The organism is Amycolatopsis sp. NPDC049253 (genome assembly GCF_040678995.1).
In the GTDB taxonomy this organism is placed as follows: Bacteria; Actinomycetota; Actinomycetes; order Mycobacteriales; family Pseudonocardiaceae; genus Amycolatopsis.
Map to the genome: position 1 here is coordinate 219,113 of NZ_JBFAQX010000001.1, position 26,288 is coordinate 245,400.

At 70.2% G+C, this 26,288-nt stretch carries 27 protein-coding genes; 11 read left to right on the plus strand and 16 right to left on the minus strand.

Going from position 1 to position 26,288, the window contains the following annotated elements:
- Positions 1 to 104: 104 nt before the first annotated feature.
- Entirely contained in the window at positions 105 to 2,117 is a 2,013-nt protein-coding gene (locus AB0K15_RS01115) for a DUF6541 family protein (protein ID WP_364043940.1), read from the minus strand.
- Positions 2,118 to 2,205: 88 nt separating this feature from the next.
- Between AB0K15_RS01115 and glf the strand changes: the two genes are divergently transcribed.
- From glf to AB0K15_RS01140, 5 genes are all read left to right on the plus strand, one after another.
- Positions 2,206 to 3,429 carry a UDP-galactopyranose mutase gene (gene glf / locus AB0K15_RS01120; RefSeq protein WP_364043943.1) on the plus strand — a complete coding sequence of 408 codons (1,224 nt, stop codon included), beginning with the start codon at positions 2,206 to 2,208 and terminating at the stop codon, positions 3,427 to 3,429.
- On the plus strand, positions 3,422 to 3,982 hold the full coding sequence (locus AB0K15_RS01125) for a phosphatase PAP2 family protein (RefSeq protein WP_364043946.1): 561 nt from the start codon (positions 3,422 to 3,424) through the stop codon (positions 3,980 to 3,982). Before glf ends, AB0K15_RS01125 begins: the two co-directional genes overlap by 8 nt.
- A complete protein-coding gene (locus tag AB0K15_RS01130; protein WP_364043949.1) occupies positions 3,979 to 5,028 on the plus strand; it encodes a decaprenyl-phosphate phosphoribosyltransferase in 1,050 nt (349 codons plus the stop codon). Before AB0K15_RS01125 ends, AB0K15_RS01130 begins: the two co-directional genes overlap by 4 nt.
- 129 nt (positions 5,029 to 5,157) lie before the next feature.
- Positions 5,158 to 5,730, plus strand: a complete 573-nt coding sequence (locus AB0K15_RS01135) for a hypothetical protein (protein WP_364043952.1) — start codon at positions 5,158 to 5,160, stop codon at positions 5,728 to 5,730.
- 86 nt (positions 5,731 to 5,816) lie between these two features.
- Positions 5,817 to 7,202 (plus strand): hypothetical protein, encoded by a 1,386-nt coding sequence (locus AB0K15_RS01140; protein ID WP_364043955.1) that lies wholly within the window; start codon positions 5,817 to 5,819, stop codon positions 7,200 to 7,202.
- Positions 7,203 to 7,225: 23 nt separating this feature from the next.
- Here AB0K15_RS01140 and AB0K15_RS01145 read toward each other — a convergent pair whose 3' ends face one another.
- From AB0K15_RS01145 to AB0K15_RS01175, 7 genes are all read right to left on the minus strand, one after another.
- A complete protein-coding gene (locus AB0K15_RS01145) occupies positions 7,226 to 7,861 on the minus strand; it encodes a VC0807 family protein (RefSeq protein ID WP_364043958.1) in 636 nt (211 codons plus the stop codon).
- Positions 7,862 to 8,025: 164 nt separating this feature from the next.
- Positions 8,026 to 8,640: a hypothetical protein gene (locus AB0K15_RS01150; protein ID WP_364043961.1), complete on the minus strand. Its 615-nt coding sequence runs from the start codon at positions 8,638 to 8,640 to the stop codon at positions 8,026 to 8,028.
- On the minus strand, positions 8,640 to 9,350 hold the full coding sequence (locus AB0K15_RS01155) for a hypothetical protein (RefSeq protein WP_364043964.1): 711 nt from the start codon (positions 9,348 to 9,350) through the stop codon (positions 8,640 to 8,642). Before AB0K15_RS01155 ends, AB0K15_RS01150 begins: the two co-directional genes overlap by 1 nt.
- Entirely contained in the window at positions 9,347 to 10,837 is a 1,491-nt protein-coding gene (locus tag AB0K15_RS01160) for a WXG100 family type VII secretion target (protein WP_364043967.1), read from the minus strand. Before AB0K15_RS01160 ends, AB0K15_RS01155 begins: the two co-directional genes overlap by 4 nt.
- Positions 10,838 to 10,839: 2 nt before the next feature.
- Positions 10,840 to 11,334 carry a YbaB/EbfC family nucleoid-associated protein gene (locus tag AB0K15_RS01165; protein ID WP_364043970.1) on the minus strand — a complete coding sequence of 165 codons (495 nt, stop codon included), beginning with the start codon at positions 11,332 to 11,334 and terminating at the stop codon, positions 10,840 to 10,842.
- Positions 11,335 to 11,407: 73 nt separating this feature from the next.
- Positions 11,408 to 12,163 carry a decaprenylphospho-beta-D-erythro-pentofuranosid-2-ulose 2-reductase gene (locus AB0K15_RS01170; RefSeq protein WP_364043973.1) on the minus strand — a complete coding sequence of 252 codons (756 nt, stop codon included), beginning with the start codon at positions 12,161 to 12,163 and terminating at the stop codon, positions 11,408 to 11,410.
- A complete protein-coding gene (locus AB0K15_RS01175; RefSeq protein WP_364043976.1) occupies positions 12,160 to 13,533 on the minus strand; it encodes an FAD-binding oxidoreductase in 1,374 nt (457 codons plus the stop codon). Before AB0K15_RS01175 ends, AB0K15_RS01170 begins: the two co-directional genes overlap by 4 nt.
- 155 nt (positions 13,534 to 13,688) lie before the next feature.
- Between AB0K15_RS01175 and AB0K15_RS01180 the strand changes: the two genes are divergently transcribed.
- The 3 genes from AB0K15_RS01180 to AB0K15_RS01190 all read left to right on the plus strand — a co-directional run bounded on the left by AB0K15_RS01180 (position 13,689) and on the right by AB0K15_RS01190 (position 17,192).
- Entirely contained in the window at positions 13,689 to 14,156 is a 468-nt protein-coding gene (locus AB0K15_RS01180; RefSeq protein ID WP_364043979.1) for a GtrA family protein, read from the plus strand.
- A gap of 5 nt (positions 14,157 to 14,161) precedes the next feature.
- The gene (locus tag AB0K15_RS01185) at positions 14,162 to 16,072 is read left to right on the plus strand and encodes a glycosyltransferase (protein ID WP_364043982.1); all 1,911 of its coding nucleotides are present in this window, start codon (positions 14,162 to 14,164) and stop codon (positions 16,070 to 16,072) included.
- Between the two features lie 106 nt (positions 16,073 to 16,178).
- On the plus strand, positions 16,179 to 17,192 hold the full coding sequence (locus AB0K15_RS01190; RefSeq protein ID WP_364043985.1) for an acyl-CoA dehydrogenase family protein: 1,014 nt from the start codon (positions 16,179 to 16,181) through the stop codon (positions 17,190 to 17,192).
- Here the strand turns inward: AB0K15_RS01190 and AB0K15_RS01195 are convergent.
- From AB0K15_RS01195 to AB0K15_RS01220, 6 genes are all read right to left on the minus strand, one after another.
- Positions 17,189 to 18,385, minus strand: a complete 1,197-nt coding sequence (locus AB0K15_RS01195) for a cytochrome P450 (RefSeq protein ID WP_364043988.1) — start codon at positions 18,383 to 18,385, stop codon at positions 17,189 to 17,191. The genes AB0K15_RS01190 and AB0K15_RS01195 overlap by 4 nt on opposite strands.
- A gap of 26 nt (positions 18,386 to 18,411) precedes the next feature.
- Entirely contained in the window at positions 18,412 to 19,227 is an 816-nt protein-coding gene (locus AB0K15_RS01200) for an ABC transporter permease (RefSeq protein ID WP_364043991.1), read from the minus strand.
- The gene (locus AB0K15_RS01205; RefSeq protein ID WP_364043994.1) at positions 19,224 to 20,198 is read right to left on the minus strand and encodes an ATP-binding cassette domain-containing protein; all 975 of its coding nucleotides are present in this window, start codon (positions 20,196 to 20,198) and stop codon (positions 19,224 to 19,226) included. The genes AB0K15_RS01200 and AB0K15_RS01205 overlap by 4 nt, the downstream gene beginning before the upstream one ends.
- 27 nt (positions 20,199 to 20,225) lie before the next feature.
- Positions 20,226 to 21,068, minus strand: coding sequence for a DUF4097 family beta strand repeat-containing protein (locus tag AB0K15_RS01210; RefSeq protein WP_364043996.1), 843 nt, complete (start codon positions 21,066 to 21,068; stop codon positions 20,226 to 20,228).
- Between the two features lie 75 nt (positions 21,069 to 21,143).
- Positions 21,144 to 21,671, minus strand: a complete 528-nt coding sequence (locus AB0K15_RS01215; protein WP_364043999.1) for a ribbon-helix-helix protein, CopG family — start codon at positions 21,669 to 21,671, stop codon at positions 21,144 to 21,146.
- A gap of 166 nt (positions 21,672 to 21,837) precedes the next feature.
- Positions 21,838 to 22,080 (minus strand): hypothetical protein, encoded by a 243-nt coding sequence (locus AB0K15_RS01220; RefSeq protein WP_364044002.1) that lies wholly within the window; start codon positions 22,078 to 22,080, stop codon positions 21,838 to 21,840.
- A gap of 135 nt (positions 22,081 to 22,215) precedes the next feature.
- On the opposite strand from AB0K15_RS01220, the gene AB0K15_RS01225 reads away from it, so the two are divergent.
- From AB0K15_RS01225 to AB0K15_RS01235, 3 genes are read left to right on the plus strand one after another with little or no spacing between them, the layout of a single operon-like run.
- Positions 22,216 to 22,947 carry an ESX secretion-associated protein EspG gene (locus AB0K15_RS01225; protein WP_364044005.1) on the plus strand — a complete coding sequence of 244 codons (732 nt, stop codon included), beginning with the start codon at positions 22,216 to 22,218 and terminating at the stop codon, positions 22,945 to 22,947.
- A gap of 32 nt (positions 22,948 to 22,979) precedes the next feature.
- Positions 22,980 to 23,408 carry a hypothetical protein gene (locus tag AB0K15_RS01230; protein WP_364044008.1) on the plus strand — a complete coding sequence of 143 codons (429 nt, stop codon included), beginning with the start codon at positions 22,980 to 22,982 and terminating at the stop codon, positions 23,406 to 23,408.
- Positions 23,405 to 24,508, plus strand: a complete 1,104-nt coding sequence (locus AB0K15_RS01235; protein ID WP_364044011.1) for a hypothetical protein — start codon at positions 23,405 to 23,407, stop codon at positions 24,506 to 24,508. The genes AB0K15_RS01230 and AB0K15_RS01235 overlap by 4 nt, the downstream gene beginning before the upstream one ends.
- Before the next feature lie 54 nt (positions 24,509 to 24,562).
- On the opposite strand, the gene AB0K15_RS01240 is transcribed toward AB0K15_RS01235, so the two are convergent.
- Positions 24,563 to 25,471 carry a glycosyltransferase family 2 protein gene (locus AB0K15_RS01240; RefSeq protein WP_285974378.1) on the minus strand — a complete coding sequence of 303 codons (909 nt, stop codon included), beginning with the start codon at positions 25,469 to 25,471 and terminating at the stop codon, positions 24,563 to 24,565.
- The gene (locus AB0K15_RS01245) at positions 25,471 to 26,286 is read right to left on the minus strand and encodes an ABC transporter ATP-binding protein (RefSeq protein WP_364044014.1); all 816 of its coding nucleotides are present in this window, start codon (positions 26,284 to 26,286) and stop codon (positions 25,471 to 25,473) included. The genes AB0K15_RS01240 and AB0K15_RS01245 overlap by 1 nt, the downstream gene beginning before the upstream one ends.
- Positions 26,287 to 26,288 lie beyond the last annotated feature (2 nt).

Sequence of the window (26,288 nt, forward strand, 5' to 3'; positions counted from 1 at the left end):
TCTTCTCACCAGTGAGCACCCCGGGGGTGCTGGGGAACAGGAGGTCCTCGTGGCCGCGGCCGGGGCAGCCGCGGTCACGAGGCTCCGAAAACCTCCACAAAAAATCACTTCACGATCGTGTAGATCACCGCACCGGGATTCCGGTAGTCCACGCGCAGGAAATCGCGCCCGTCCAGCCCCTGCAGCCCGGGTGCGATCGGCGTGTCCTTCCGGATCGTGCCGCTGCCCACCAGCACGTGGTGCACGTCCAGCCGCCGCACGGCGTCGCGCACGCGCGGGTCCGTGTCGTAGTCGCGGAAGTGCTGGGCCAGGTACACGGCGTCGGGCGACACGCGGCCGCCGCCGTCGTAGTGACCGGCCACCGGGTGCACGCCGGCGATCGCGTACATCCACGCGGTGCCGTCCATGCGGTCGTTGAGCACCTTCTCCTGCGCGGGAATCCCCATCGTGCCGAGGTGTTCCATGGCGGTGATCTCGTCGGCGCTCACCGGCGGGGTCACCTCGCCCTCGGGCCCGTTGTAGTACAGGTACGAGACGGCCGTCGCGTTCGCGTTGCGGTAGAACCCGCCGGTCAGCACGGCCATCGCGGCCACCACGACCACGGCCGTCACCAGGCCGAGCCGCGCCAGCACCTGCGGCCGCGAACGCACCCACGTGCCGCTGCGGGCCAGGCGCGCGATCCACCGCTGCAGCTCCGCCATGCCGTGGCCCGCGAGCAGGCACAGCGGGATCGCGGCCAGCGCCATCAGGCGGTACCGGTCGTTCCACCACGGCCGCGACAGCGACACCACCCACGGCAGGTAGCCGTAGCAGGTGACCAGCACGAAGAACCCCGAAAGCCCGATCGCCGAGAGCAGCACCCAGCGCATCCGCCGCAGCGTGAAGAACATGAGCGTGCCCAGCGCGAGCAGCACCGTCAGCCAGATCTGGGGCCGGCTGAGCACCTGCTGGAACGTCACGAGCAGCTTCAGCGCCAGCGGGATCGGCAGGTTCGAGTTCCACGAGTAGTACGGGTACGCGCCCGAGGTGAACCCGATCGCGCCCAGGATCTGCGGCGCCGCCAGCACCCCGCTGACCACCAGCACCGGCAGCATCCGCAGCACGTCGCCCAGGATCACGCGCCACGCCGGCGTCTCGGGAGCCACGCCGTCCACCCGTTTGCGCCGCAGCGACCGGTACCAGCGCTGCACCACCAGCGGCAACGCGAACAGCACCGCGCCGAACAGCGCGCTCGAGTGCGCCGCCAGCAGCCCGTCGGCCACCAGCGCCACGATCAGGCCGGTGTCCACACCCGGGCGCACCAGGAACCGCTGCAGCGCCACCACGGCCAGCGGCGTGAGCACGATGCCCAGCGCGTACGGCAGCAACCCGCTCGACACGGACTCGTACGCACCCGTCGTGGCGGCCGCCGCGACCAGCGCCGTGCAGCCCGCGTACACCGCGCGCCCGCCGAGCTGGCGGATCAACGCCACCATCGACAGCGCGAACAGGCCCGCGACCGGCATGGTGATGGCGTTGAGCGTGACCGGGACGCTCGTGCCCGAGATCTGGTAGACCAGCGCGCCGACCAGGTGGTACGCGTTCGGGTAGAACGAGCCGTCGGGGTACCAGTTGATGGTGCCCATGCCGGTGAGCGAGCCGTCGCCGGTGTCGGCGATGTAGCGGATGCCGTTCGCGTGGAAGACGGTGTCCCAGCGCTGGAAGACGGCCGTCGTGCCGCCGCGCGCCGAGAGCACCACGGCGATCGACAGGCCCACGGCCACGACCACGCACCCGGCCACGGCCCAGTGCGCCCGTTTGCTCCACTCGATCGGCGGCTCCTCGGCGCCCGGCCTGAGCCGGCCGCGGGCCAGCAGCAACCGCCGTACGCCGTACGTGAGAGCGGCCAGGCCCACGGTGCACAGGGCGGCGGAAGCGACGTTGTACGGGAGCCCGGCATCGGCCAGCCACGGGCCGGCCAGACCCGTCACGGCGTAGCTGAGCAGCGGCGCGAGGCCGACCAGCGCCCAGCCGCGCACTCCGGCGGCCCAACCCACCAGGCCGCCGGGTATCGCCAGCACGGCCAGGTAGGTGACGACCGCTACCAAGTAGCTCCCCAAGGTGTCCGGTGCAGGCATGCTTCTCACGTGTGTCGGTGCGGTACGGCCGGCGGTATGCCGAGGTCGGTTCGGGCCACGGTGTCAGGACTGCGTACCCTGGGCGCCCGTGAGCGAGCACACGAACCCCGCCAAGATTACTGAACACGAGTTCGCCGGCTACGACCTCGTCGTCGTCGGGTCCGGTTTCTTCGGGCTGACCGTCGCCGAGCGGGCCGCGGCCGAGCTCGGCAAGAAGGTTCTGGTGCTCGAGCGCCGGAGCCACCTCGGTGGCAACGCCTACTCCGAGGCCGACCCCGAGACCGGCATCGAGGTGCACAAGTACGGTGCGCACCTGTTCCACACCTCGAACAAGCGCGTGTGGGAGTACGTCAACCGCTTCACCGAGTTCACCGGCTACCAGCACCGGGTGTTCGCCAAGGTCAAGGACCAGGTCTACTCGTTCCCGATGAACCTGGGCCTGATCAACCAGTTCTTCGGCAAGTCCCACAGCCCGGACGAGGCCCGTGAGCTCATCGCCAAGCAGGCGTCCGAGTTCCAGACCGACGCCGCCGAGAACCTCGAGGAAAAGGCCATCTCGCTGGTCGGCCGTCCGCTGTACGAGGCCTTCATCCGCGGGTACACCGCGAAGCAGTGGGAGAACGACCCCAAGAACCTGGGCGCGAACATCATCACGCGCCTCCCGGTCCGCTACACGTTCGACAACCGGTACTTCAACGACACCTACGAGGGCCTGCCCGTCGACGGGTACACCGCGTGGCTCGAGAAGATGGCCGAGCACGAGAACATCGAGATCCGCCTGAACGTGGACTACTTCGACGTGCGTGACCAGATCCCGGCGGGCACCCCGACCGTGTACACCGGGCCGCTGGACCGCTACTTCGACTACTCGGCGGGCCGGTTCACCTGGCGCACCGTCGACTTCGAGTCCGAGGTCGCGCCCACCGGTGACTTCCAGGGCGCGCCGGTCGTCAACTACAACGACCAGGAAGTGCCCTACACCCGCATCATCGAGTTCCGCCACTTCCACCCGGAGCGGGACTACCCGAAGGACAAGACGGTCATCTTCCGCGAGTTCTCGCGCTTCGCGACGGAAGACGACGAGCCGTACTACCCGATCAACACGCCGGAGAACCGCGAGAAGCTCGAGGCCTACCGCGAGCTGGCCAAGGCCGAGGCGCGCGAGAAGAACGTGCTGTTCGGCGGCCGGCTGGGCACGTACAAGTACCTCGACATGCACATGGCCATCGGTTCGGCGCTGTCGATGTTCGACAACAAGATCGCGCCGCACCTCACCGACGGTGCGCCGCTCGACGGGTCGATCGATGCTTGAGCAGGTCGCGGCGCCGGTTGACGCCGGCGCTCCCGGCGCTCCGCCCGCGGGCCCGGCCACCGGCGAAGTCGCCGTGTTGTCCCAGGCCCAGCGCTTCCTGAAGAAGCCGGGCACGGTGCAGGTCGCGCGCGGGATGTCGCTGTTCGGCGAGCACAGCGCGGGCTGGTTCGCGCTCGGCCTGATCGGCGCCGCGGTGGACAAGCCCCGCCGCAAGGACTGGCTCGTCGCGTCCGCCGGCGTCGTCGGCGCGCACGCCGCCTCGATCGCGGTGAAACGCGTGGTCAGGCGGCGTCGTCCGGACCACCCGAGCGTCGAGGTTCTCGTCGGTACGCCGAGCAAGCTGAGCTTCCCGTCTTCGCACGCGACGTCCACGACGGCGGCGGCAGTGCTCTACTCGGGACTCACCGGGCGTAACCTGGTCCCCGCCCTCGTACCGCCGATGCTGGCCTCACGGCTGCTGCTCGGCGTCCACTATCCGACCGACGTACTGGCCGGTGCGGCCCTGGGAGGCCTCGTCGGTGGTCTGATCCGACGGAAGCTGAAGAGACGATGAGCGAAACGACCGACGAGCGTGCCGAGAACGCGACCGACCCGGCCGAATCCGCGAAGACGGACGAAGCCGTGAAGGTCGAGTCGGAGGAGGCTGCCGCAGACGCGGCCGCGTCCTCCGCTGCCGTTTCGGAGCCGGCGACCCCGGCCACCGCTTCGGCCGGCACGAACCCCGTGGCGCTGCTGCTGGGCGTGATCAAGACTGCGCGCCCGAAGCAGTGGGTGAAGAACGTGCTGGTGTTCGCCGCACCGTTCTTCGCGTTCTCGAAGGCGACCAACCGCACCGAGCTGGTCCTCGACGCGCTGATCGCGTTCGTGGCCTTCTCGCTGACGGCCTCGTCGGTCTACCTCATCAACGACGCCGTCGACGTCGAAGCCGACCGCGCCCACCCGACGAAGCGCAACCGGCCCATCGCGGCCGGCATCGTGCCGGTGCCGGTGGCCTACGCCGCCGCGGCCGTGTTCTTCCTGGCCGGTCTCGCGGTGTCGTTCACCGCGAGCTGGGAGCTGGCCGTGGTGCTCGGCGTGTACGAAGCCGTGCAGCTCGGGTACTGCTTCGGGCTCAAGCACCAGCCGGTGGTGGACCTCGCGATCGTCGGCTCGGGCTTCCTGATGCGCTCCATCGCCGGTGGTGTCGCCGGCGGGATCGCCATGTCGCAGTGGTTCCTGCTGGTCACGGCGTTCGGCTCGCTGTTCATGGTCGCGGGCAAGCGCTACGCCGAGATCATGCTGTTCGAACGCACGGGCGCGAAGATCCGCTCGTCGCTGAAGAAGTACTCGGCGAGTTACCTGCGGTTCGTGTGGGCGACGTCGGCGGCCATCCTGATCATGTCGTACTGCCTGTGGGCCTTCGAGATCCGGCAGGCGGAGCACGATTCGCTGTGGGCGGTCGTGTCGATGGTGCCGTTCGTGATCGCTGTGCTGCGGTATGCGGTGGACGTCGACGGCGGCAACGCCGGGGCGCCGGATGAGATCGCGTTGCGTGACCGGGTGCTGCAGGTGCTCGGGCTGGCTTGGGTCGTGACGTTGTTCTTGTCGTTCTACCTGTGAGCCGTTTTACCTGTGAACAGCGCTGGATTTTAGACAGCTGAGTATCAGGCTGCGCACAGAATTACCGGTCATCCTCGGAGGTGGGGGCGGGTAGACCGCCCGTTCCCACTTCAGCCGGAGGAGCCGAAGATGAGTGACCAGGTCCCGCCGGAGCAGTCCGGTGACGGCGGTACGCCGCAGGATGCGCCGGTGGAGAGCTCGCAGGCGGCGGGCGCTGCCGGTGGTTCCGGGGAAGATGCGCGGGTGACCGCGGAGAACCAGCAGCAGGCGGTGGGCGCCGGCGGGCAACCGGCGCCTGGGCCGCAACAGGTCCCGCCGGGACGGCAGCAGCCCGGGGCTCCACAGCCCGGAATGCCACAGCCCGGAATGCCGCAGCAGCCCTACGGTCAGCAGCCTCCGCCTGGTGCGTGGGGTGCACCGCAGCCGGCTCGCCGGCCCGGCGGGTTCCGCCGGTTCGTGGGCAACCGGGTGACCCAGCTGGTCGGCGTCGGTGTCCTGGGGTTGCTCGTCGGCGGCGGCATCGTCGGCGGTGTCATGGCTGCGACTCAGCACGACGGGCGGCCGGGGATGTCGCACTTCCGCGACGGTGGCGGCGGTGGGTACCGCGAGTTCCGTGGTGGGCCCGGGTTCGGGCAGGGTGGGCCTGGTGGCCCCGGTGGAACGGGTACCAGCAACGGAACTGGCACTGGTTACGGCATCTGATCGCGCGAACCCGTCCACGGCCGAAGGGCCGAAGCCCCGGGAGTAGGTCACAGGAAGATCACGGCGGTTGTGTACGGTGTCGCGTGATGCGAAGCGACACCGTTGTCCGGCCGGCCATCGACAGGTGGCTGCCGTTCGGTGTCGCGGCCGTGTCAGCCGCCGTGTTTCTCCTGGCCAGCCGGCATCTGGTCGACGACGCGTACGTCACGCTGTCCTACGCCCGCAACCTCGCCCTGCACGGCCACTGGGGCCTCGTCGAGCAGGGCACGGCCAATACGGCCACCTCACCGCTGCACGTGGCCACCGTGGCTGCCGTGACGGTCGTCGTGCGCGATGCGGTGATCGGGGCCGGCGTGGTCTTCGTGGCCGCGCAGGTGCTGCTCGTGACAGGACTCGGACGGCTCGCCGAAAAAACCGGTCTCCCTCGCCAGTTCGTGCTGCTCGCCTTCGCCGCGTTGCTGCTCAACCCGCTCCTCGTGTCGGCGGTCGGGCTGGAGGTGGTGCCCGCGGCGGCCGGTGCGGTGTGGGTGCTGGTGTTCGCCGTGGAACGCCGGCCGGCGGCGCTCGGGTTCGCAGTGGGGACGCTCGTGCTCGTGCGGGTTGATCTGCTCGTGGTCGCGCTGGTGGTGTTCGTGGCGCGGCCGAGGTTCTGGGAGGGCATCTGGCGGACGACGTTCGCGGCGCTTGTCGTTGCGGTGCCGTGGTTCGCGTTCAGCTGGTTCGTGCTCGGGTCGGCGGTGCCGGACACCGTCGTCTTTCAGCAGCCGACGGTGCCGTGGCTCGACTTTCCCGCCGCCACGCTGATTTCCTTTCTGCCGGTGCCGCTCGCGGTGCTCGTGGCGTTGGTTCGGCGGGACGAAACCCTTCGGCCGTTCGCCGTACTCGCGGGGGCCGGGATCGTGCACGCGGTGGTCGTCGCGTCGCCCAACCCGTGGTCGTACGCGCCCGCGATCGTTGGTGCGACGCTGTTTCTCGCGGCGTGGATCTGCGCGACACCGCACCGCGTCCTGGTGACGGCGGCGGCCGGGCTGGCGCTCGCCGCCGCGATCGGTGTGTATGTGGCGCCCGGTCTGCCACGACGGTTCGCGCCGATCACGGGCAATCTCGCGGCGACCGACGAGTACCGCGAGATCGGCCCGCAGCTGGCCACGCTGGCGAAGGGGCGTGCCGTGGAGAGTCCCGGCGAAGCGGGCGCGCTCGCGTACACGTGCGATTGTCACCTGGTCGGCGAGTTCTCCGACCGCGGCGCCGTCGATCCGGCCATCACCGAGGCGAAGCTCGGCAGCAACGAGCTCGGCCGCGCCCTGATCGAAGCCAACTTCCACCACTTCGACCACGGCGTCGCGCCCACGCCCCCGGACCTCGTGCTCGAAACGACGGCGCACGCGCCTCCCCCGACGGCGCTGGCGGCGTGGACCATCGACTCGCCTCGCGCGGGCACGCAGCACCTCTACCTGGCGCCGGCCCACTAGCCGCCGCAACACCCGCCGGCGCCTCAGCGCACGGGCGCGGGGCGCCGGATCACCGTGCTCATCGAGCCCTCGCGCACGAGCAGCACCTGCGTCACGACCTGCAGCAACACGAAGAACACGATCGACACCACCGTGTCCAGCCCGGGCACGTCGTCGACGGGCAGCGTGTACGCCATGGCGACGCTCACGCCGCTGTGCAGCAGCCCGCCGACGCCCCAGACCACGGTGAGTACCCGCCACAGGCGCCGGAACGACGGCCGCCGCTCCCACGCGTCGTCGAGCTGCTCGCCCTTGCCCGGCAACAGCGCGCGGGCGGCCTCGTAGGTGACCGGCCGGCGGCCGACGACGAGGCTCGCCAGCAGCCAGACGCCGGCGAGCGAGCTGAACCACGCGTTGCGCACCAGCAGCAGCCGCGCGTCGCCGGTGAGCAGCGTCGTCACGACGCTCACGGCGACGATCACCAGCACGTACAAGCCCATCCCGTCCACGCGCCGCCGCGTGACGGCCGTGTACAGCACGCGCAAGGCCGGCGGCAGGCCGCTCAGCAGCAGCGCCCACACGGGCACCACGCCGAACGCCCGCAGCAGGTAGTAGCCCGCGACGGGTGCGCCGACGTCGATGAGCAGGGCCAACGCGGACGAACGGAAGTCTTTACCCATACGTCCGAGTCTTCGGCGGAACGCGAGCCGGGACCATCGTCGGTCCGGCCACCCGGCATCCACCGATCGGTTGATGCCCGCTACTAGTCCGGCCAAAAGTAGGCCGACGCGCACGCAGCACGTAACCGTTGCCACGAAGCCATTCGGCCGTGACCGTGGTCGGATCAGTAGCGATCGGCACAGGAGCGGCGCGAATGGGCCCTTCGCACCTTCATCGGCGCCAGCAGGTCACGTTGGGTCAACGTGGAGCCATCGGCGAAGGTGAACCGGATCCCCGGCTCGGGTGGGAAGCTGCGACCGGGGGCCACGGCGTCGATCCGCGCCACGACGTCGGCCGGGAACTCCTCGGCCGTCACGAAGAAGTCCTTCGTGTCCGGCTCGGCCACGAACTTCGTCGGGTACACGAGCGCGAGCCGCCGATCGGTCCAGGTCAGGCGCGCGGCGCCGGCGGAGAACGCCAGGTGGTCGGCGATCCGGCCGGCCACGGCCGTGGGGGCCGGGGCTTCCACGCGGTAGGCCAGCGACGGGTCGTCGGTCCAGTCCTCGTCGGGCAGGCCGGCGGGCGTCGGCCAGCGGCCCGGCGCCGTCGTGACCTTCACCGGCTCGCGCGCCGGCGCGTACGGCAGGTGCAGTGCGCCGCCGATCCACGCGACGACGTGCCCGTGGGCCGGCGGGCAGCCCAGCAGCAGCCGTTCCTTCTTGCGCAGCCACACTTTCGCGTAGTCGCGCTCGATGATCTCGTCGACCTCGCCCGCCTGCTTCAGCTCCTGCGCGCGCATCACGCGGCTCCGTTCGTGCGCGCCAGCAGCCAGTCGAACGCTTCGGGCTCGGCCACGCCGAACCGCAGGTCGAGCCCGGAACCGTCCACAAGCGACATCCGCAGGCCCGGTTTGCGGTCGCGAGAAGCCACCGCGAACCCGGCGATCTGCTCGCGCGGCAGCGAAGCCGCCACCTCGAACTCCCGCAACGCCACCGGCTCACCCTCGCGGTTGGCTCCGTACGTCTTGCGCCGGTCCGTGACGATCTCCGCCACGTCCTTGCCGAACTTCGCCATGCCCCGCCCGAAGCCCATCGCCTTGCCCAGCAACGACTTCTCCGGTTCTTCGGCCGGTTCCGGCGCGACCACGACCCGCAACAACACCAGCCGCGCCGACGTCAGGGCCCACAACGACGCCCGCGACCCGCGCACGAGCCCCTCGGCCGCCATCCCCGTGTGGTCCCCGAACACCACGACCGCCGGCTCCGGGGCCACGGAACCACCGCTGCCACTGTCCTCACTGGACAGTGCCGCGTCCACGGCCCCACCCGCGAAGTCGGCCAGCCCGGAACCGACCTTGCGCAGCACACTCTTCGCGGGCTGCCCGGATTCGTCCAGGCCACGGACGGCGTACCCGGTCACACCGCCGTACGCGGCCCACAGCAACCGCTCGTCAGCACGCAGGTGCGGCCGCGCCTGCGTGGCGGCACCCAGGGGATCGGCGAGATTCATTCTTCGAGTGAGAACCCTCGGTCGGTCGCCTCGCGGCGCTCGTCTTCACCTTCGGTCTGAGACTGGTGGTAACCGTACTTCACGCCCTGCTCGATGCCCTGCTCGGCGATGTTGCCCGCGCTGCCCCGCCACGCGGCCTTGCCGACGCTCGACGTCCCGCTCATCCCCGCCAGCCGCAGCCCGGTCTCGGTCAGGTTGGTCGTGAGCGCGTTCGCGCCGTTCTCGCCGACCCCCAGCGCGTTGGCGAAGCGGTTGCCCGTACGCGAAGCCCCGGTGGCCGCGTCGGCCTTCGTGAGGATCTTCGCGAGCGGGTTCTTGTCGATCATGTCCGCCACGCGCTTCTCGAGGAAGTTGCCGTTGCGCAGGCCTTCCACGCGCTCCACGACCTTCTTCAACGGCCCCGTGCGCAGCTTCTGCAGGATCTTCTCGAGCTCCTCGATGAGCGGCTTCAGCTTGCCCAGCAGCTGCTTGACCTTCATCCCGAGCCGCCCGCCGGTCACCGCGACCTCGCCCGTGGTCGCCGCCCCCGCGGCGCCCACCGACGCACCCGCCGTGATCCACGACGCCGCCAGCGCCGCGAGCCACTCGATGATCAGGCCCATCACCAGCTCTTGCAGGATGTCGATCACGATCTCCACGAACGCGTCGAACAGGTCCGCCGCCAGCTCCAGGATCTGCTGCAGCCCACGCACCTCGTCCGCGAACGCCGCGGCGCCCTCGGAGAACTCGCCCATCTGCTTGCGGAACGCGTCGCCGCCCGAGCCTTCCCACGGCTCCTTCGTGAGGTCCGCGCGCTTCTGCTCGTGCTCGCCGACGCCGTCGAGCCACTGCGCCACCTGCGCCCAGCCCTGGGCGGTGCTGCGCATCTGTTCCGGATCGCCGATCGCCGGTTCCAGCACGAACTCCACGAGCGGGCTGATCACGATGCCGATGAGGAACCCGAGCCCGTTGTCCAGCAGCGACTGCCCGGGGCTCGTCACCAGCTGGATCTGCTCCATGCGTGTGTGCACGGCCGCGATCGCCACGTCGGGCGGGCTGCTCGCCTGCGAGACCTCGGTCGACGTGGAGAGCCACGAGCTGCCGTAGCCGCCGTTCTGCTCCAGGTAGCTCTTGCGGCCGGCGTCGCCCGCGTGGTTCACGTCCGACAGCGAGCCGGCGCCGCTGCCGCCGTCGGCGAGCTCCTTGCCGAGCCCGGTCACGGCGTCGGTGGTCGCGTCCTCGTGGCCCTGGTACGCCCGCGCGGCCAGCGTGGTCTTGTCGGCGATGGCCTCCAGGAACGTTTTCGCCTGGTCGGCGAGGTCCTGGCACTCCTGCAGCGAGTCGAAGTATTTGTACGCCATCAGCTCGCCGAGCGGGCCGAAGCAGTCGTCGCTCACGCGCGCCTGCTGCAGCAGCTGGGCGAGGCTGCCGAAGTGCCCGGCCGCTTCCTTCGAGCCGCTCGCGTGCGCGGTCAACGCCGCCGGCTCGATCTTGAACCCACTGGTCACGATCACTCCCGCCGAAGAATGGGACCCCCGAAGTCGTCGTCTTCGACGCCTCGCGGGTTCGTCCGGTTCCGAGTGTTCTGCGGTGGTTGGGGCATTTGCGGCGACTGCCCGGGCGCGGCCAGGGAACTGGCGGGCGGCGGCGCACTCGGCCCGAGCGGCTCGACGTGCGCGTTGAACGCCTCGCGGAACTGCTCGGCCCGCTCACCCAGCACCGGCTCGACGGTCTGGCTCAGCGCGGCCGCGGCCTGCTGCGTCGCCGAGCGGATGGCGCCGAGGATCTCCTGCTGCAACGCGGTGTGCGAGCGGCGCATGGCCTGCGGGCTCAGCTGCAGCCCCAGTACGGCACCCGACGGGGCGACGGTGACCGTCACCGAGCCGTCGGCGTTGCGGGCGTGCCCGCGCAGGTTCGCGATCTGGTCCTTGAGCTCGGCGGCCCGGGCCGCCTGCTCCTGGAACCGCTGGAGCACGGCATCGAGCCGCGCTGCCTGGTCCGGCATGGTGGAACCCCCAGAAAGGTGAAAGACCTTCGTCCACCATATGCGACGAAGGTTCCGCCTCGGGAGTTCCCGGTCAGATCGGCAGTTTCCGGAAAATCGGACGCGGCACGTGTCGCAGCACGGACATCACGAGCCGGAACTGCGCCGGCGCCCAGACCAGTTCCTTGCCGGTGCGCGCCGCGGTCACGGCGATGTCGGCCACCTGCTCTGCCGTCTGCGCCAGGGGAGCGTCCTTCAGCCCGGCGGTCATCTTCGTCTTCACGTGACCCGGGCGGACCACGGTGACCCGCACGCCGTGGTCGGCGAGCGCCTCGCCGAGGCCCAGGTAGAAGCCGTCGAAGCCGGCCTTGGTCGAGCCGTACACGAAGTTCGAGCGCCGCACGCGCTCACCGGCCACCGACGACAGCGCGATGATCGTGCCGTGGCCCTGCGTCTTGAGCTTCTCCGACAGCGCCACGCCCACCGACACGGCGGCCGCGTAGTTCACCGTCGCCAGCTCCACGGCCTTGGCGTGGTCCTGCCAGACCTCCTCGGGGTCGCCGAGCAGACCGAACGCGACCACGGCCACGTCGATGTCGCCCCCGGCGAACGCGCGGTCGAGCACCGCGGGGTGCGAGGCCGTGTCCTTCGCGTCGAAGTCCACAGTGGACACCTCGGCGCCGCGGTCCTTCAGGCGCTGCGCCGCGGCGTCGAGCCGGGGCGACGGACGCGCGGCCAGCACGACCCGCAGCGGCTTCTCCGCGAGGTACTTCTCGGCGATGGCCAGCGCGATGTCGGACGTGCCGCCGAGCAGCAGCAGGGACTGGGGGTTGCCAACGGCGTCGATCACAGTGCGAGCCTCCGGCTCATGTCAGAGGCGAAAACGCCTTCGGGGTCAACGGCGGCGCGGACCTTGCGCCACTCTTCGAGCCGCGGGTACATCTTCGCGAACGTCTCCGCCGTGGTCCGCGAGTCCTTCGCGGTGTACAGGCGGCCGCCCGCGGCGAGCACCTCGTCGTCGAGCTCGAGGCAGAACCGGCTCAGGCCGGGCTTGATCGGGAAGTCCACGCTCAGCATCCAGCCGGGCGAGGGCCACGACATCGGCGCCGGGTTGGCGTCGCCCATGCGCTTGAACACGTTGAGGAACGAGTAGTGCCCCGACGTCGCGATTCGCCGGCAGATGGCCTTGAGCTGGTCTTCGGCGCCGAACGGCACCGAGAACTGGTACTGCAGGAAGCCCTTGGAACCGTACGCGCGGTTCCACTCCGAGATCATGTCCAGCGGGTGGTAGAACTGCGTGAGGTTCTGGACCTTGCCGCGCACGCCCTTCTTGGGCACGGTCTTCTGCCACAGCTCGTTGATCAGGCCGAAGGTGAGCTTGTTGCCCAGGCCGTTGGGGAACACGTCGGGCAGCGTCGCGAGCTTCGGCGCGTCGAACTTCAGCGGTTCGCTGCGCAGCTTCGCGGGCAGCTGGTCCAGCGTGGCGAGCGAGCCGCGCGAGAACGTGGCCCGGCCGAGCCGTGAGTCCGACGAGATCAGGTCCGGGACCGACATCGAGTAGTCGTAGTTGAGGTCCGAACCGTCGGTGAACAGCGCGAGCGTCTCGTCGAGGTTCGAGGTGCGGTCGGCGTCGACGTAGAAATATGCCGACTCCGTCTTTTTCATCCGCACGGTGGCCCGCGTGATGATGCCGGTGAGGCCGATGCCGGCCACCGTCGCCCAGAACAGCTCGGCCTCGTCGCCTTCGGGCGTGAGGGTGCGGACCTTGCCGTCGGCCGTGAGCAGGTCCATCGACACCACGTGGTTGCCGAAGCTGCCGGCCGAGTGGTGGTTCTTGCCGTGGATGTCGTTGGCGATCGCGCCGCCGATCGTCACCTGGCGCGTGCCCGGCAGCACCGGCACCCACAGGCCGTGGGGGAGCGCCTCACGCATGAGCTTGTCGAGGCTCACGCCGGCGTCGAGGTCGACCAGGCCGGAGTCGGGGTCGATCGAGTGGATGCGGTCGAGCGCGGTCATGTCGACCACCAGGCCACCGGCGTTCTGCGCCGGGTCGCCGTACGAGCGGCCGAGGCCGCGCGCGATGACCCCGCGAGGGCCGGCCGAAGCAACGGCCCGCGCGATGGTCTCGACATCAGGCGTGCTCAGGACGTCGGCGACCGTCCCGGCGGTGCGGCCCCAGCCGGTGAGCGTGCGTCGCTGTGTGTCGGGTGTCTGGGTCACTCGACCAGAGTAGACACGCCCTAGGAAGCCCGGAACGTGACCCTGAAGTGCTCGCTTCTACACTTTGCGCATCAAGGCACAAGCGTCCGCGCGTCAAAGTCGACACGGACAGGGCTTCCCGAGACGACGACGCATCGAGCCGAGAAGGTATTCCAGTGGTGGCTGCAGAACCGCAGAGTGAGACGACGGTGACAACACCGGCGGGCCCCGGTCTGCTCGGTCAGCTCATCCGCTTCGGGCTGATCGGCGGGTTCTGCGCGCTGCTGGACCTGGGTACGTACTCGCTGCTCAGGGCTGTCGGCATGGACGCCGTGCCGTGGGTCGACATCGCTCGCGCGATCAGCTTCGTCGTGGGCACGACCACGGCGTTCTTCCTGAATCGCCGGTTCACCTTCGCCGGCGGCCGTCGCGATGGCGGCACGCAGGTGGGCAGCTTCGTCCTGCTCTACGCCGTGACGTTCTTCGTCGCGGTCGGGGTGAACCAGTGGATGCTGCACCTGCTCCCGGAGTCGACGTGGAAGGCCACGCTCGGCTGGGTCGTGTCACAGGCGACGGCGACCGTGATCAATTTTGTCATGCTCAAGTGGGTCGTGTTTCGTGAGCGGCCGGTAAAGGAGAACTGAGTTCGATGCCCGGTAAAGCAGCCCCGGTCGCGGAGGCGGCCCCCGAAGGCGAGACCCGGTTCGCGGAGCACGCCCCCGAAGGGAGGCTGACGGCCCAGCGCGGGTTGTACGCCGGCCCGGCGCCGATCGTCAGCAAGGACCTCTACGCCGAGCTCGAGTGGGGCTCCGCGGTGCGCGACCGCGACGCGCTCACCGTCGAACCGTCGTCGAAGGTCACCGGCAACACCTACTTCGGCCGCTTCCCGGCCAGTTACTGGCAGCGCTGGACCACGGTCACCTCGGTCACCGTGGAAGCCGTGGTCAGCGGCGACGGCCTGCTCTCGGTCGGCGCGTCCGACCTCCAGGGCGACGCCCGCGTGGTCAACGCCGAGCAGGTCTCCGGCGCCAAGGCCCGCAAGGTCACGATGACCGCGAGCCTCGACAAGTTCTACGACGGCGGCGCGCTGTGGCTCGACCTCGAGACCGAGGGCGGCCAGACGCTGCGTGTCGAGCAGGTCCGCTGGACGGTCGACGCGCCGGAGAAGATCCGCCCGACCGCGGTGACCATCTGCACGATGAACCGCGCGGACGACTGCCTGAAGAACCTGCAGGCGCTCGCCGCCGACGTGTCGTCGCTGCACACGCTCGACGCCATCTACGTCGCCGACCAGGGCACCGACCTCGTCGAGTCGCGTGACGGCTTCGAGCAGGTCGCGAAGGACCTCGGCGACAAGCTGCACTACATCAAGCAGCCCAACCTCGGCGGCGCCGGCGGCTTCACCCGCGGCCTGTACGAGGTGGCCGGCCACACCGCCACCGAGCACGCCAACGTGCTGTTCATGGACGACGACGTGCTCCTGGAGCCGGACCTCGTCGTGCGCATGACGGCGTTCTCCAACCGCGCGGCCAACCCGATCATCGTCGGCGGCCAGATGCTCAACCTGCTGCACCCGAACCAGCTGCACGTCGGCGCCGAGTACGCGCGCCTGAACACGCTGGAGCCGGGCCAGCCGGTCACGCACTCGCTGTCCACGGCCGACCTGCTGGGCGTCGACGAGGAGACCCTCAAGCCCAACCGCCAGGAGCGCCGCCTCGACGCCGGGTACAACGGCTGGTGGTCGTGCCTGATCCCCTACGAGGTCGTGAAGGCCATCGGTTACCCGATGCCGTTCTTCTTCCAGTGGGACGACGCGGAGTACTCCTACCGCGCCCGCGAGTACGGCTTCCCGACGGTGACCCTGCCGGGCGCCGGCGTGTGGCACGCGGACTTCCACTGGAAGGACTGGGACGAGTGGCACCGGTACTTCAACCTGCGCAACTCGATCATCACCGCCGCGCTGCACTCGCCGTTCAACCTGAACCTGCTTTCGCGCGTGCTGCTCGCGCAGCTGGTGCGCTACCTGCTGGGCATGCAGTACGGCCTGTCGGCCACGCTGATCAAGGCCGTCGAGGACTTCCTCGAGGGGCCAGAGGTCCTGCGTGACGGCGGTGTCGCCGCGATGAAGGAGATCCGCCGGATCCGCGAGCAGTACCCGGAGACCAAGCGGCACAAGGCCACCGACGTCCCGGGCATCGCGTCCAACGACATCGGCATCATCAACAGCGCGCCGCGGCCCAGCATGCAGCGCCTGGTGCTGATCAAGCGCGTGGTCGACCGCGTGCTCGGCCGCAGCCGCTTCGGCCTCGGCGCGGTGCCGATCGACGAGGCGCACTGGTGGCACATCGCGCTGTTCGACACGGCGGTGGTCACGGACGCTTCGCAGGAAGGCGTGCGTGTGCGCACGTACGACAAGGTGAAGATGTTCGACCTCGCCCGCCGCGGCGCTCGCGTGATCCAGCGTCTCCGCAAGGAAGGCGCGGGCGTGCAGGAGCAGTACAAGCGCGCGATGCCGGAGCTCACCTCGCGGGAGAACTGGAAGCGGCTCTACGAGCTCTGATGCTCTGAACGCTTGACCCGCCGAAAGCCACCACGGATTTCCTCCGTGGTGGCTTTCGGTGCTTTCGGGGGCTGGTTTTCGGTGGAGTTAGGGTAGCCTAACTCTCGTGTCGAACCTCGTCGCCCGAGTGCGGGCCCTCGCCGATGACGTGCTGTTCCCCGCGGCCGCGCAGGTGGACCTGCGCGGCGAGGTGCCGCGGTCGCACTTCGACGCGCTGGCCGAGGCCGGGCTCTACGGCCTCGCCGCGCCCCCCGAGGCCGGCGGCCCCGGCGCGGGCCTGGCCGAGCTCGTCGCCGTGATCGAGACGCTGGCCGGCGGGTGCCTGAGCACCACGTTCACCTGGGTCCAGCACCACGGCCTCGTCGCCGGCCTGTCCGGTTCGGCCAACGAGGCACTGCGGTCGCAGTACCTCGCCGACCTGGTCAAGGGCACCGTCCGGGCGGGTGTCGCGTACGCCGGCGTGATCCCGACCCCGCCGCGAACCCGGGCCCGGCGGGTCAGCGACGGCTTCCGCTTCGACGGGGAGGCCCCGTTCGTGAGCGGGTGGGGCGGGATCGATCTGCTGATGCTCTCGGGCCGGACCCCCGAGGACACGGTCGTCACCACCGTGGTGGCGCCGGTGGCGGGCCACGGACTTCACGCCAGTCCGCTGCGCCTGATTGCCGCACAAGGGACCTCGACCGTCCGAATCGGACTGGACGACTACTTCGTGCCCGCCGAACGCGTGCTCGCCGAGGTCTCGCACGCCGACTTCGTCGCGGGGAACACCTTCGCGTCGCGGCTCAACGGCTGCGCCCCCCTCGGCCTGGCCGAACGCTGTGCCCGCCTGCTCTCCGACCTGGGCCGGACCGAGACGGCGGCCGCCCTGCGCGCCGACCAGTCGCAGATCCGCATCCGCCTGGACTCGGGCCTCACCGACCCCGCCTCGCTCCCCGCCGCCCGCGCGGCCGGCGCCGAGCTGGCCTACCGCAGCGCGGGCGCCCTCGTGGCCGCCACGGGCAGCCGCTCCGTGCTCACCGGCGAACACGCGGGCCGGCTGGTGCGCGAGGCCACGTTCCTCCTGGTGGCCGCCAGCCGCCCGGAAATCCGCGACGGCCTGCTGGCCCTGGCCCGGCGCTAGCCCTGGTCCCAGGTGACCGGCAGGCGCTGCACGCCGTAGATGTTCTGGTGCCCGGGCCGCAGCGGCACGTCCTCCGGTGCGACGGCCAGCCGCAGCGTCGGGAACCGCCTGATCAGCGCCGGCAGTGCGACGCGCAGTTCGACCCGGGCCAGCTGCTGGCCGAGGCACTGGTGGATGCCGTGCCCGAACGTCAGGTGCCCGGGGACGCCCCGGCTGAGGTCGAGTGCGTCGGGCTCGGCGAAGCGCTGCGGATCGCGGTTGCCGGCCTGCACGGAGAAGGTGACCGACTCGCCCGCCTTGATCAGCTGCCCGTCGAGCTCGACGTCCTCCAGCGCCGCCCGCACGCCGGTGTGCGTGATGCTCAGGTACCGCAGCAGTTCCTCCACCGCCTTCTCGGCGAGGTCCGGGTCGGCACGCAACGCGTCGAGCTGCTCGGGGTGCTGGAGCAGGGCGAAAGTGCCCAGCGCCAGCATGTTCGCGGTCGTGTCGAGACCGGCCCCCAGCAGGAAGGTGGCGAGGCCGGCGAGCTCCTCGTCGGTCAGGTCGCTGGTGGTCAGCTCGCTGAGGATGTCGTCGGTCGGCTCGGCGCGTTTCGCCGGGACCAGCCGGCCGACGTACTCCTGCAGCTTGCCGTACGCGGCGAAGCGTTCCTCGGGGGCGAGGTCCACATCGGACACCGCGGCGGCGTGGCCCTGGAAGGACTCGCGGTCGGCGTAGGGCACCCCCAGCAGCTCGCAGATCATCACGGCGGGAACCGGGTGCGCGAAGGCCTGGACCAGGTCCACCACGGGACCCTGCCGGGCCATCGCGTCCAGGTGCTCGGCGGTGACCTGCTCGACGCGTTCGGTCAGCTGCCGCATCCGCCGGACGGTGAACCGGCCGGTCAGGAGCTTGCGGTAGCGGGAGTGCTCCGGGTCGTCGACGCCGGTCAGGTCGCCGGGCGCCGCGGCCGGCACCTCGATGCCTTCCAGACCGGGCATCGGGTAGTGCGCCAGTTCGTAGCGGGAGCTGAAGCGCTGGTCGGCCAGCACCGCGCGGACCTGCGCGTAGCCGGTGACAAGCCAGCCCTCGTGGCCGTCGGGGTAGGTCAGGCGGACCACCGGGTGCCGCTCGCGGATCGGGCCCAGCTCCGCGGGCGGGTCGAAGGGACAGCCGGCGGGACGGTCGGTCGGCAGCTCGGGCAGGTGTGTCATCTCGGACCTCCTTCGAACCGCAGGGCTCAGTGGGCGTATTCGCGGTTGAACAGGCGCTTCGACCACAGGTAGCCACCCAGTGCGATCACGGCGCACCACCCGAGGGCGAACCACAGGTTGCTGCCGAGCGGCTTGTCCATCAGCAGGCCGCGCAGGGTCTCGATGATCGGCGTGAACGGCTGGTACTCGGCGAACCAGCGCAGCCCGGCCGGCATGGAGTCGGTGGGCACGAAGCCGCTGCCGAGGAAGGGCAGCAGGATCAGCGGCATCGGCAGGTTGCTGGCCGTCTCGACGCTCTTGCTCACCTGGCCGAGCGCGACCGACAGCCACACGAGCGCAAACGTCACCACCAGCAGGAACCCGGCCGTCGCCAGCCACCCGCCGAGCCCCGCCGAGGGCCGGAAGCCGACCAGCAAAGCGACGCCGATGACGATGGCGAGGGTGAACGCGGCCTGGATGACGCTGCCCAGCACGTGCCCGGTCAGCACCGAGACGCGGGCGATGTGCATGGTCCGGAACCGCGCGATCACGCCTTCGGTCATGTCCATGGCGACCGAGATCGCGGTGCCCTGGACGGTGGCCGTCACGGTCATCAGGATGATCGCCGGCGCCACGTAGTTCACGTACGCCTCGCGGCCGCCGCCTCCGCCGAGTCCGGCGCCCATCGTGCCGCCGAAGACGTAGACGAACAGCAGCAGGAAGACCACGGGCATCCCGACGAGCATCAGCGTCATCGACGGGTAGCGCAACATGTGCTTGAGGTTGCGGCGCAGCATCGTCGCCGAGTCGCGCAGCGGCTGGAACTTGAGGCCGGTGGGGGCCGGCGCGGTGAGAGTGCTCATCGGGTCGTCACCTTCTCGTGGGTGGTGTTCTCGGTCGCGGGGTTGCCGGTGAGGGCGAGGAAGACGTCGTCGAGGTCGGGGGTGTGCACGGACAGCTCGTCGACCTCGATGGCCTGGTCGTCGAGCCGCCCGATGAGGGCTTTGAGCGAGCGCAGGCTGCCGTCGCTGGGCACGCGCAGGGTGAGTGAGTCGTTGTCGCGCGACGCGTCGTCGAGCGTGGTCATGGCCGTGTCGAGGCCGCGCGGGTCGGCGAAGCGCAGGCGCACGTGGCCACCGGGGATGCGGCGCTTGAGCTCGTCGGCGGTGCCCTCGGCGACGATCCGGCCGTGGTCGAGCACCGCGATGCGGTCGGCCAGCTCGTCGGCCTCGTCGAGGTACTGCGTGGTCAGGAAGATCGTGACGCCGTCGGCCACCAGGCCGCGGACGATCTGCCACATGTTGCGGCGGCTGCGCGGGTCGAGACCGGTGGTGGGCTCGTCGAGGAAGATCAGCCGCGGGCTGCCGACGAGCGTCATCGCCAGGTCGAGCCGTCGCCGCATACCGCCGGAGTACGTCGACGCCGGCTTCTTGCCCGCCTCGGTGAGGTCGAACTGCTCCAGCAGCTGCGTGGCGCGGCGGCGCCGGTCGGCCCGGCCGAGGTGGTTGAGATCCGCCATCAGCAGCAGGTTCTCCTCGCCGGTGAGCAGGTTGTCCACGGCGGAGAACTGGCCGGTGACGCCGATCGCGGCACGCACCGCGTCGGGTTCGCGGACGAGGTCGTACCCGGCCACCCGCACGTCGCCGGCATCGGCGTTGATCAGCGTGGACAGGATCTTCACGGCGGTGGTCTTGCCGGCGCCGTTCGCGCCGAGGAGTGAGAACACCGTGCCCTGTTCGACGGTGAGGTCGAGGCCGTCGAGCACGACGTGGTCGCCGTAGGACTTGCGCAGTCCGGTCGCGGCGATCGCGGGCCGGAAGTGGTTGCTGGTCATGGTTTCCCCTTCGCTGGAAAGAAAAAGTCAGGCGCGGCGGATGATCACGTCGCCGTAGGAGGTGCGGCCGCGCACCTCGACGGTCTCGTCGGCTTCCTCGGGGCGGGTCGCGTTCTCCATCAGGTTGCGCACGTGGCCGAAGCCGGTGGTCACGGAAAGCCAGGCCGCGGTGCCCTCGGCGACGCCGATTTCCAGGTCCCCCATGGAGGTTTCGAGCGTCACCGAGCCGCGCACGATCTCGCCGAGGCGGATGAGCCCGGCCGACGTCTTCGCGTCGACCCCGGCGCCCGCGCGCTCGACGGTGATGTCGCCGTTGGCCGACCGCACCCGCGCGTCGCCGCCGACGGAGGCGATCGTGGTCTCGCCGTTGGAGTTCTTGACCACCGCGGTGCCCGCGATCTCGCCGATCCGGATCTTGCCGGTGCCGGTGGAGATCTCGGCGTTGCCCGCGACGCCGTCGACGGTCACGTGACCGGCCGAAGTGGACAGGTGCAGCGGGCCGGTGCGGTCGATCCGCGCGTTGCCGGCGGAGGTCTTGAACCGGCTCTGGCCGAGGACGCCGGCGGTGCGGAAGTCGCCCGCCTGCAGCTCGGCGTTCACCGCGGACCCGGTGGGCAGCTCGATGGTCACGTCGACCGCGCGGGTCTTGCGGGAGAAGTCGAACGTGCGCTTCGGGCCGGTGATCGTGAGCGTGCCGTTGGTGTAGTCGACCCGGACCTGCTGCGCGGCCTTCACGTCGGACTCGTCGTTCTCGTCGCTCGGGCGGACGTCGACGACGGTGTCGAGCCGGTCGCTCGCGGAGATCTGCACGTCGCCGACGCTGAGGTCGACGGTGACGGAGATCGGGTCGGGGGTTTCGAATTTGGGCATGGCTGTCTCCAGAACTTGTGTCGGTGAACCGTCCCCGCAGGTCAGGGACGTGAGGTGAAGTGGTGCTGAACGGAGCTAGCGGACCCAGCCGGTGAAGCTCTGCTTCGTCCGCTTGCCGCTGCTGGGCGGCTCGACGCGCTGGTCGCGGTCGCTGCGCTGCAAGGCCGTGGCGGCCGCCCGGACGAGCCAGGCGTTGACGGAGCGCCCCTCCTTGCCCGCGGCCTCCTCGACGGCGGCCTTGAGCTGTTCGGGCAGGCGCACGTTGATGCGTGCGGCGGGACCGTCTTCGGAGATGAGCAGCTCGCTCTCCGGAGCCGAGACCGTCGTCGTGTCTTCGGCCGCGAGCTCGAGCGGCTCGGCCGGCGGCGTGGTCACGACGAACTGCGGATCGCGGCCACGCAGGCGCAGCTCCACCGAACCGGGAGCCAGGTCGCGGGTGATCTCGTCGGCGGCGGCCGACAGCGCGTCCAGCAGCGTCATCCGAATCGCCGACTCGAGCGACCCGGTCAGCCGCTCGACCAGCTCACGCGACTCCTCGCCACCGGCTTCGGCCAGCGTGGCGAACTCTCGTCCGAGGTTGCTGACGTACGTGGTCAAGTCCATGGCACAACTATGGCACACGTGTGGCACCACCGCAATGCCAAATTGGCTCATCTGTGTGCCGCGGGTGGCACGCGGCTGGCACTGAAGTGGCACGCGGATGGAAAAAAGACAGGTCAGGGCCGTTTCGACCCTGACCTGGATGTGGCACGTCCCCCAGAACGGCGGGCTAGACGGACAGCCCGAACTTCCCCTTCCGGCTCAGATCGTCGACGTACGCGGCGGCGACGTGGGCGAAGTTCACCGACACGGTGTTGCCGTCCCGCGTCTGCACGGAATGGACCCCGCCGTGCTTGAGCAGGTCGGGGATCTTCTCCTCCACGCCGGCGGATTCGTCGGCCGTGAGGGGGAAGATCAGCGGTTCCCCACCGGAGGACAGGTGCAGCACGAGCGCGGGTTTCGGATCAGCCATGGCTCCATGCCACCAGCGGTGGATCACCGGCGGCAAGCGGGTTCGCGCACAGCAGAGCACTTCACCGGTCCGGGTGCGGCGCCCACGCGGCGTCGGCTAGCGTTTCGTCGCGGAAACCCGACCTAGGGACGGACGATGCCGTACTCGTTCACGTTGTCACCCGCGGCGGTGGACCTGCTGCTGGAGCGGCAGGGTCTCGGCCGCACGCCGGCGCCGTTTTCGGTGGCGCACATCGGCATCACCGGCCAGGAGCGCGCGGGCGTGCGCGACGCCGTGCTGCGCGACCTCGACAACCGGGGCCTGGTGCACCGCGGTTACCTCGACGACGACCTGGAGCTGGCGCTCACCACGTTCACCCGCGGCCGCCTCGTCGTCACCGCGACGGCGAAGCTGGACGACGGGCCGCTCTTCGCCCGCGTCGCGTCCACCGGCGACCAGGCCGTGCTGGTGAAGCAGGACAACGGCATGTTCGTCTTCGAGCAGATCCGCCCGACCGGTCTCGTGCCGGCGCTGGTCGACCTGCTGCCGCCCGGGGCCGCGGCGCCCGGCCAGTCCGTGACGATCACGCGCCCGGCGAAGCAGCCCCGCCGCGACGGGTACGACCCGTTCGCCGCGTCGAACGCCCCGCGAAACCCGCAGCTGAGGTCCGTCGAGCGGATCTTCGAGAAGCCGCGGCTGCGGGTCGGGCAGTTCACGATCGGCGCGCAGCCGCCGCTGGTCTGGTTCGACACCGAGCTGGGTCGCTATCTGCTCAGCACCCGCGTCGCCGACGACGGGCAGCGCTGGCTCACCTACGCGCCGGCCGACAACAACCGCCTCGCCCAGCAGCTGTTCACGCAGCTGGAGGCGTATTCCGCAAACGCCTGACCGCGGCCGTTGACGTCAGTAGACTTCGGTTCATGACCTTGGTGGAGCCGGGACAGGTCGCCGGACTGGACCCGAAGGCCGTCGCCGCTGCGGCGGCCGAGACGACGAAACTCGTGAACGCCGCGAAGTCGGGCAGCTTTACCATCTCCGGTGAAGCGCTCGAGGATCTGCGCCAGGCGCTGTCCGACATGGTGACGCGCGTGGACCGGCTGACCGGCTCCACGGCCGCGCTGGACCAGGCCCCGCAGCTCGGGAGCCACCCCTACGGGCACGCGGTCGCGGCCCACGACCTCAAGGCCGCCTCGCAGGACACCGGGTCCGTCCGGTCGGTGCTGGGGCAGTTCCGCGACGTGCTGACGCAGGCCGACGAGGCCCTCGCCCGCGCCGGCGGCGTGTACCGCACCGGTGAGGACAGCGCCATCGACGCGCACGCCGCCCACAAGACGGGGGAGCTCGCATGACCGCGCCGCAGCCGGGGCTCGAGCCGTCCGACGCCGACTACCTCGGCCACACCCACGAGCAGCTCCAGCAGTTCGTGACGACGAACCTCGACCCGAAGCAGGTCGCCGACGTCTCCGCGGCCTACACCGAGGTCACGAAGGCGTTCGACGACTTCGCGACGCAGCTGACCGAGGCCGTCAACAAGTCCAAGGGCTCGTGGGAGGGCACCGCGGCCGAGAGCGCGCAGGCCTACTTCGCCACGCTCGGCTCGTGGGCCGACGCCACGGCGCAGAACGCGAAGCTCGCCGCGCAGACCGTCGACGACCAGGGCACGGCCGCGCAGAACGCGCGCAACGCGATGACCGAGCCGATCCCGTTCGACTGGACCGACGAGATGGCGCACTGGGCTTCGGCCGGCCCGTTCGACCTCGGCGACACCGTCGACCAGTCGCAGAAGAAGCAGCAGGCCAGCCAGTCGGCCCACGAGCAGGCCGCGCAGACGATGTCGGACTACGACCACTCGCTGTACTCGGCCGCGTCGAAGCAGCCGGTGTTCGCGGACCCGCCGAAGTTCGGCGCGGGCAGCGTGTCCACGGCTTCGGCCGTCCTCCCCGCGGCCTCGACCGCCACCGACCACCACGGCGGCGGTGGCGCCGACTCCGGCGGCCAGGTTTCGGCCGCGCCGAGCCAGATCACGGGCTCCGGCCACGTGCCGCCCGCCCCCAACACGGCCACCACGGCGTCGAGCTTCGAGCCTGCCGCGGGTCAGCAGCAGGCCGGTGCCGCGGGCGCTTCGGGCGCCGGCGGCATGCCCATGGGCGCGATGCCGATGGGCGGCGGCATGGGCGCCGGCGGCGGCGGCTTCGGCGCCGACGAGGAGTACCAGTCCAAGTTCAGCCGCGGCGGCAGCTTCGGCCCGGGCGAAGGCGCGGCACCCGGGGGAGCTTCGCCTGGCTTGAGCGGTGCCCCCGCTCGCGCCGGCATGGGCATGGGGATGGGTGGCGGTGCCGCTCGCTACGAAGAGGACGAAGCGGACGGCTCGCGCTTCTTCTCCCATGTGGACGAAGACGACGAGTACGGTGCCGACCTTCGTGCCGCTCCGCCGGTGATCGGGGAGTAGACCTGCGGAAAACGGGCCCTCGAACTGGTCGAGGGCCCGTTTTCCGTGAGTTCGTCAGTACCGGTAGAACTTCTCCGCCCGGCCTTGGCGCACCAGCTTCAGCCACTGCAGGAACGCCTTCGGGTCGCGCTTCACGCCCACGAAGTACAGGCCGAAGCGGATCACCTCCAGCGCGCCGATCTTGCGCATGCCCGGCTGCGACAGCAGGTAACCGCGGTTGCGGTAGGTGTAGTAGCGCTTGACCTCGTTCTCCGGGTCCTGCGCGTGGAACTTCCCGCCCAGCATGGGTTTGAACTCGTCCGAGCCGTCGGGGTGCAGGTAGGTCGTGCGCAGCGAAGTGCCGAACGGCAGCCCCGAGCGCACGAGCCGGCGGTGCAGCTCCACCTCGTCGCCGCGGAAGAACAGGCGCAGGTCCGGCACGCCCGTGACGTCCAAAGTGGACGCGCGGAACAACGCGCCGTTCATGAGCGACGCGATGCCCGGCAGGAAGTCCGTGCCCAGCTCCGCCGACGAGCGCTTCCACGTGAGCCCGCGCCGCAACGGGAACGCGAGCTTGGCCGGCGCGTTGATGTTCGCCACCACCGGCGAGATCTCCGCGAGGCCGCGCTTTTCGGCTTCTTCCAGGAGGATCTGCAGCACGTGCTCATCGGCGGGACGGCCGTCGTCGTCGGCGAGCCAGACCCACTCGGCACCCAGCGCCAGCGCGTGGAGCATGCCGAGCGCGAACCCGCCCGCGCCACCGAGGTTCCGGTGCGACGGCAGGTACGTGTACGGCAGCGGGTACGCCTCGACGACGTCCCGCGCCGACTGGTCCGGGCCGTTGTCGACCACCACGAGGTGGTCGACCGGCCGCGTCTGCGCGGCGATGATCTTCAGCGAGTCCGCGAGCAGCTCACGACGGTGGCGCGTCACCACCACGCCGACGACGGCGCCCTCGGGCAGCTGCTGGGTCTCGCTGGTCATCATTCCCCGCCGTTCTTCGTGCCCACGGGCTCGATGCCGAGCCGCTCCAGGCCTTCCTGGCTCATGTTCTCGAACGGGTCGCGGCCCTTGTAGCCGGTGAGGACCTCGCGCAGCGAACCCTGCTGCTTGAGGTGGCCCTCGTCCATCCAGATCGCGGAGTCGCACAGCTCGAAGAGGAACTCGTCGGAGTGGCTCGCGAAAACCAGGATGCCCGAGCGCTTCACCAGGTCCTTGAGGCGGTCGCGGGCCTTGTTGAGGAACGCGGCGTCGACCGCGCCGATGCCCTCGTCGAGGATGAGGATCTCGGGGTCGATCGAGGTGACGACGCCCAGCGCGAGCCGCACGCGCATACCCGTGGAGTAGGTGCGCAGCGGCATCTGCAGGTAGTCGCCGAGCTCGGTGAACTCCGCGATGTCGTCGACCCGCTTCTCCATCTCCTTGGCGGTCATGCCGAGGAACAGGCCGCGGATGATGATGTTTTCCTCGCCGGAGATCTCCGGGTCCATGCCGATGCCGAGGTCGAAGACCGGGGCGATCTTGCCGGCGATCCGGGCCGAGCCGCGGGTGGGCTCGTAGATCCCGGCGAGCAGGCGCAGCAGCGTGGACTTGCCGGCGCCGTTGTGGCCGACCAGGCCCACGCGGTCGCCTTCGCGCAGCTGCAGGGTCACGTCGTGCAGCGCCTCGATGATCGGCACCTTCTGCTCGGTGCCGATCTTGCCGCCGACCTTGCCGAGCACGCGCTTCTTCATCGACCGAGTCTTGGCGTCGAAGATCGGGAAATCGACGAACGCGTTGTGGACGTCAATGCTGACCATGT